8 protein-coding genes are annotated in these 5,992 nt (G+C 47.2%); 5 read left to right on the top strand and 3 right to left on the bottom strand.

Annotated features, from left to right (window positions below):
• Window positions 1-48: 48 nt before the first annotated feature.
• Together RTK32_RS17775 and RTK32_RS17780 are read right to left on the bottom strand one after the other, a co-directional pair.
• On the bottom strand, window positions 49-534 hold the full coding sequence (locus tag RTK32_RS17775; RefSeq protein WP_312046321.1) for a DUF943 family protein: 486 nt from the start codon (window positions 532-534) through the stop codon (window positions 49-51).
• Window positions 535-589: 55 nt separating this feature from the next.
• Complete coding sequence (locus tag RTK32_RS17780) at window positions 590-901, bottom strand: hypothetical protein (protein ID WP_312046322.1); 312 nt, start codon at window positions 899-901, stop codon at window positions 590-592.
• Window positions 902-1,363: 462 nt separating this feature from the next.
• Here RTK32_RS17780 and RTK32_RS17785 point away from each other — a divergent pair, with 462 nt between their 5' ends.
• From RTK32_RS17785 to RTK32_RS17805, 5 genes are all read left to right on the top strand, one after another.
• Window positions 1,364-1,525 carry a DUF3289 family protein gene (locus tag RTK32_RS17785; RefSeq protein WP_312046324.1) on the top strand — a complete coding sequence of 54 codons (162 nt, stop codon included), beginning with the start codon at window positions 1,364-1,366 and terminating at the stop codon, window positions 1,523-1,525.
• 92 nt (window positions 1,526-1,617) lie between these two features.
• Complete coding sequence (locus RTK32_RS17790) at window positions 1,618-2,070, top strand: DUF943 family protein (protein ID WP_312046326.1); 453 nt, start codon at window positions 1,618-1,620, stop codon at window positions 2,068-2,070.
• Window positions 2,071-2,383: 313 nt separating this feature from the next.
• On the top strand, window positions 2,384-2,707 hold the full coding sequence (locus tag RTK32_RS17795) for a hypothetical protein (protein WP_312046328.1): 324 nt from the start codon (window positions 2,384-2,386) through the stop codon (window positions 2,705-2,707).
• Between the two features lie 117 nt (window positions 2,708-2,824).
• Entirely contained in the window at window positions 2,825-3,037 is a 213-nt protein-coding gene (locus RTK32_RS17800) for a hypothetical protein (protein ID WP_125290841.1), read from the top strand.
• Window positions 3,038-3,184: 147 nt separating this feature from the next.
• Window positions 3,185-4,804, top strand: coding sequence for an NAD-dependent malic enzyme (locus RTK32_RS17805; RefSeq protein WP_312046331.1), 1,620 nt, complete (start codon window positions 3,185-3,187; stop codon window positions 4,802-4,804).
• Between the two features lie 91 nt (window positions 4,805-4,895).
• Here RTK32_RS17805 and RTK32_RS17810 read toward each other — a convergent pair.
• On the bottom strand, window positions 4,896-5,992 hold a 1,097-nt coding region (locus RTK32_RS17810; protein ID WP_312046333.1), incomplete at its 5' end, for a methyl-accepting chemotaxis protein.

Consider the following 5,992-nt stretch of genomic DNA (forward strand, 5'->3'; position numbering starts at 1 on the left):
CGACTCCATAAAGCATTGAATTCATGCTGCGTTGTATACCCCCCCCGTTTAGCTTATAGGTTTGATGGTTGTCGTAAATCTATCCCCTTTGATGAGTTCGCCAGAGGGTTTCCGATAGTAAGATTCGCCATCAAGACGATAATAAATGTAGCCATCCTTTTTTTTGGATATGTCCATGAGCCAGTTTGACTTATCTATACAGTTTTCTTCTTTTTTCATATCGTCAAAGCATAGCAAGTAATCATTATCATGGTCTGGAAACAATCCAGAATTCTTAGGAGCAAGCCTTTGATAATCACCATAAAAATTCCAAAGTGAAACATTATAAGTTTCAGGGGAAGATATGATCTTATCTCTATTATTATCCCACCACTTAATTTTATCACTATCAGTGAAAGGCATATTTTTCACTAACAATTCTTTGTAAGGGCCAGAACCGTGAATGGCAAGGACTTTAGGAGAGTTGAAAGAAAAATAAAAGAAAGCAAGCATGGTTAGAGTAAAAATGAAGATTGTGATTTTTTTGCTATTCACTCTTTCCTCCAAATACTAACCTCAAAAGCGGCTTTTATGTTGGTAAATTTTACTCTTATTTGACAAACCTGTGTGCTTCCCAGGCCAGATTCATTGGTATTATAAAATAAACGATTATGGCACCAATAATAAGGACGATTGCATAAGAAATCAGGCTTTCTTTATGCCCTTTTGCTATACCATAAATGAAAACTGATAAGATAATGAGTATAGAAATTATACCAGCCAAAAAGCGCTTGCTCAGCTCCTGAATGAGAGACTGAAGTGTATCTGATTTGTTCTCATCTCTGGTAAGAATTTCATTAAGCTTGCGGATATCCTTCGCTGAAAATCCATTCTGAAAGAGCTGTTGCTCGAAATCGCTCATTTCATCATCCTGAAATGCCATAAGATAAAAAAAATATATCATACATTAAATCTGAGATGCCATACGATCCATTTGCAGAACACTCGCCCTAAGTTAAGTATAAAGATCATATGGCATAGTTATTGTATCGCCATACTGAATAAAAAGTACATCCTAAACCCTTTTCTTCATTTTGAAACCATCTGATTTAGGCTCTGGTTAAGGCGTAAACCTCTGTTTTTGAGTAGAAAATATTCTTTCTACTTCATACTCATTCCAGATAATGTATCCGATAGTAAACTTGTAGAAATACAGCCCTCGTTCGAGACTGATAGTTGAAGGTATTATATAGAAGTTTGGACTGAGTGAAGCAGAACTCAAAATTGCAATAATGTCGCCCGGTCCCTTCAGGTAGGGGTTCTGATAGTCTTGCTGATACTTCAAGAAGTATCCTACACAGAAAATTTCGTCAATGGAATGGGTATGACCGCCCATGACATAAACAGCGAAGAAATTTCTATTGAAAACCTGACCTTTCAAGGAAATAAATATACTGCGATTATTAAATACAGAGCACAAGATCATTTTGGCTTAGATAAAGAAAATATCTTAAAGCCTAAATTTAACTCAATTACTATTTGTTAGAATAGGGTTCGTTCTACAGAGGGCTAAGTATTTTGCTTAAAATCCATTTCTCACAAATTTCGAAGCCACTATAACATTGACACGAGAAAACAATGTTTAAATATAAAAGGATTGGTGCATTTTTAAATTTATTATCAGCAGTATATTGCCTATGGATTGCTGTAAGACTAACCAAAATAGTCAGAGTTGATAATGGAGCGGTTTTTGTAGAACACTTACCAATGACTACCGAAAGAAAACTAAACTGGTGGTTGAAAAACAAAGAGTTACTACAAAATAAATATCATATTATCAACACTCCAGATAACTTCATAGTTATCGTCATGAATTTCGGTATTTATGAAAAATCACCGAAAGGAACCAGAGATGGTTCAATTGATCACTATACCTGCTTTGATGATACTAATGGCGAGCATAATAAATGTGTGTATAACAGCATAGCATTAGTTGTAAGAGAGAGCCTTAATGGTAAAATTTTTATAAAAATAGATGATAAAACTTACCTTCAAACCGGTAGTGAAAAATCCATACTGTATAAAAGTTAACAAAATTATCAAAAAAATATTATTTGTAATGCAATCTTAAGCCAGGTAATTTAAGGCATAGCAGCGTATAGGCATTACTAATATTGAAGCATGTTAAATCAACGGAAAGCAGGTCACTCTTTTTCATTATCATACCTGTCGATGAGGGATCCGATTGCGTCTCATTATCAGTCAAGTGATAATAAGCCCGCGGTGAAGCTTAAGGTGCTAAACGTCAATCGCGCTTCACTGAACTCACGATTCCCCCCAAAGGATGGGGGCTGATAGCCGCAGTAGCATTTGGAAAGACCTGGCCCATGACAAGGAATGCTTTATGCAAACAGCCACTTTTACGCTTCGTCTTAGCAGAGATGTCAGCCAGTTTCTGCTGCCGGACCTGCGCGCGTTGCTCCCACTGGCAAGCGTACAGTTTTTTTCAAACGAGCTGGATGAGGAGTGGCATTACACGCTGCTGTGTCTGCAAAGTGACCCCCTCTGTTCACTAACGGTTTCCGCTATTCTTGTGTGGCATCAGCTAAAGAAAATCCACGTGATGCGCTACCGTTCACCGCAGGGAAAACAGGATCTTACTGCCCCCTTTTCTGCAGAGCTTTACGCTTTGCTGCGGGTACCCGGCGCTGTGCTTTATCTTTCCTGACCTCGAAACGGCCAGGATTTGGCACCGATATTCTACGGTATTCCACTGATTGATTTTTACGCGTCCGCCGTAAACTATCCCTAAAGTAACTGGAAAACCGTACCGGAGTCCTCCCTGATGCCAGATAAAGATCCTGTTGTTGAACGCCTTACCGTCGAGCTGCTCGCACTCAGGCAGATCGTGCAGATGCTGATTGCCTATGGCAATGTGCCGACCGGCGGCAAGCTGAATAAATACCTGCAAAAAGTGGCCGATGATACGGAACAGCGCGAAGATCATCGCGGCCCGAACAAAGCCATCGCCGAAGCAATTCGTAGCTATATCAAATAAATCTTTGACCTCGCTACGGCGAGGTTTTTTTACCTTTCCTCCTTATCCTCTTTGATTTTGTTACATTTCCCTTCCGGCAACGTCGTGCACTTTCAACCAGGCTTATGCGCTTTACCGAATGTGACTGATGCCGACCAGTAAGGGAATATGATGACCACACCAGACTACCGCCTGTTAACGTCCGCCACGCAGAACAAAGATACCGCCTTCAGCCAGCAGGAAAGAACGGACGCGCATCTCGAAGGTCTGCTGCCGCCCACCGTGGATTCACTGGAAACGCAGAGACAGCGCGTGCTCGAACATCTGAAAAACAAACCTGACGATATTGAAAAGTATATCTATTTACAGGAGCTGGCCGACCGTAACGAAACCCTGTTTTTCGCCACGCTGATGTCCGATCCGGTTACCTTTATCCCGCTGGTTTACGATCCGACCATTGCCGATGCCTGCCTGAAATATGGCCATATATACCGTCGTCCCAAAGGTATGTATCTGACCCGACAGATGAAAGGCCGTCTGAAAGAAATTTTGCGTCACTGGCCGCAACAGGACGTTCGCTTTATCTGCGTCACGTCCGGCGGCCGTATCTTAGGGCTGGGCGACATCGGGGCCAACGGTGCGCCGATCCCGGTGGGCAAACTACAGCTCTATACCGCCTGCGCCGCCGTGCCGCCGCAGGGGTTACTGCCAATACATTTGGATATTGGCACCAGTAATGAAACGCTCCGGCAGGATCCGCTTTATACCGGCCTGCGGGAAGCAAAGCTTGACCAGCCGTCGCTGGACGAGCTGTTGGACGAGTTTGTGGCTGCCGTCAATGAGGTCTTCCCCGGCTGCTGCATCCATTTTGAAGACTGGCAGGGCGACGACGCCATCCGTTATTTACAGCGCTATCAGCAGCGTGCGCTGGTGTATAACGATGATATCCAGGGCACGGCCAGCGTGGTGCTCGCCGGCCTACTGACCGCGTTAGAAGTGACCGGCGGCAAACTTACGGAGCAGCGCGTGCTGTTTGCTGGCGCGGGTTCAGCAGGCACCGGCATCGCCAATATGCTGGTCGACGCTATGGTGCAGGAAGATGCCGAACGGCAAGAGGCGCAAAAGGCAATTACGCTGTTTGATAAAGAAGGCCTGATTACCTCTGAACGCGATGGCCTGAATACGGCGCAAAAAGCGTACGCGCATGACATGCCGTCAGAAAGCGATCTGCAAAAAGTGGTTGAACGCGTTAAGCCGACCATGCTCATCGGCGTGAGTACCCAGGGCGGGTTGTTTAGCGAGGGTGTGGTAAAAGCGATGAGCAAACTTAACGAACGGCCGATTATTTTTGCACTTTCCAATCCCACTGAAAATGCGGAATGTACTGCAAAACAGGCCTACGAGTGGAGCGATGGCAAGGCGCTGTTCGCGGCGGGCGTGCAGTTTGCCGAAGAACAAATCAACGGGGAAACCCGCTACCCCGGCCAGGCAAATAATTTTTATATCTTCCCGGCGATTGGCCTGGCAATTTATGCCGCCAGACCAGCGCACGTGGATGATAAATTATTTATTGAAGCAGCCCGCCTGTGCGCAGAACAGGTTGATAAGACGGCGCGCGAAAAGGGTCGGCTCTATCCTTCTCAAGGCGATATTGTTAACACGGAAATAGCGATAGCCAACGGTCTTGTACGCTATTTGTTTAAACACGATTTGGCTGGCGTGGAAGAGCCGCAGGATATTGACGCCTGGCTGCAAAATTTGCTCTACAGGCCGAATTACGCTTCCTGAGGATCGTGCAACAATTTATCACTCCGCCCTCTTCGGAAGAGGTCGGAGTGAATAAAAACCCGGCAGCGAGCCGGGTTTTTGTTGGCGGCCGTCAGGCCACTTTGAACGCAGAGATATCCTGTGCCAGCTGGGCGGCTTCGGTACGCAGCGCTTCGGTATTTTCCGCCGTCTGCGTCACCAACAGCAGGTTTTGCTGAATCCCTCGCTCCATCTGCGATACCGCAAGGGTCACTTCGCTGATCCCTTTGCTTTGCTCGTCACCCGCCACGCGGATTTCGCCCACCACTTCTTTGACTTTCAGCACGTCGTTGACCAAACCCGCCAACTTCTCGCCCGCCCCTTCCACCAGCCGACTGCCTGTCAACACCGTGGTGTCGGATTCGCCGATCAATTCTTTTATCTCGTGCGCCGCTGCGGCACTGCGCTGCGCCAGAGCGCGAACTTCCGCTGCAACAACCGCGAAACCGCGGCCCTGCTCGCCTGCTCTTGCCGCCTCCAATGCCGCATTCAGCGCCAGAATGTTGGTCCGGAAGGCGATACCGTCAATTACGCTAAGGATTTCGCCCACGCGGCTGGAAGATGTCTTGATTGAAGCCATGGTGGCGATCACCTGATTCATCACTTCGCTGCTGCTGCGGGCAATCTGCGCCGTCTGCTCCGTAAACGAATCCGCCAGGCGGGTATTTTCCGCATTCAGCTGTACCGTGGCGTTAAGCTGCTCCATCGCAGCAGCGCTCTGCTCAAGCGCCGCAGCCTGATCGCTGATTTTCGCCGAGAACATCTGGTTGCCTTCTGCCAGTGCACTGGCGCTGGCAGCCACGTTGACGCCGCTGGCCTGCACGCTGGTAATCACGCCAGCGATTTTATCGACGAACTGGTTAAAAGATACCGCGATTTCGGCGATTTCATCTTTGCCAACCGTGGGCAGACGGCGGGTTAAGTCTCCGTCGCCGTTGGCGATTTCATCCAGCGCTGCGCGGGTTGACTCCAGCCTTGCGGCCAGACTACGTGCAAACAGCCAGACCAGTACCAGCAGCACTAGCAGGGCCGGGATCAGTACGATAAAGATATCCTGCAGGATATTATCCGCCAGCGCGGTGACGTTCGCCTGCGGCGTCACCAGGCCGATGACCCAGCCGGTGTCCGGCATTTTAAACAGCGTAACCTGTGCATCTTTATTCAGCACGC

This window comes from Erwinia sp. (genome assembly GCF_031978025.1).
GTDB lineage: Bacteria > Pseudomonadota > Gammaproteobacteria > Enterobacterales > Enterobacteriaceae > Erwinia.

Coding starts and splice junctions, on each gene's coding strand:
- RTK32_RS17780 (WP_312046322.1), bottom strand. CDS start 901: ATGAGCGATTTCGAGCAACAGCTCTTTCAGAATGGATTTTCAGCGAAG.
- RTK32_RS17785 (WP_312046324.1), top strand. CDS start 1,364: ATGACCGCCCATGACATAAACAGCGAAGAAATTTCTATTGAAAACCTG.
- RTK32_RS17790 (WP_312046326.1), top strand. CDS start 1,618: ATGTTTAAATATAAAAGGATTGGTGCATTTTTAAATTTATTATCAGCA.
- RTK32_RS17795 (WP_312046328.1), top strand. CDS start 2,384: ATGCAAACAGCCACTTTTACGCTTCGTCTTAGCAGAGATGTCAGCCAG.
- RTK32_RS17800 (WP_125290841.1), top strand. CDS start 2,825: ATGCCAGATAAAGATCCTGTTGTTGAACGCCTTACCGTCGAGCTGCTC.
- RTK32_RS17805 (WP_312046331.1), top strand. CDS start 3,185: ATGATGACCACACCAGACTACCGCCTGTTAACGTCCGCCACGCAGAAC.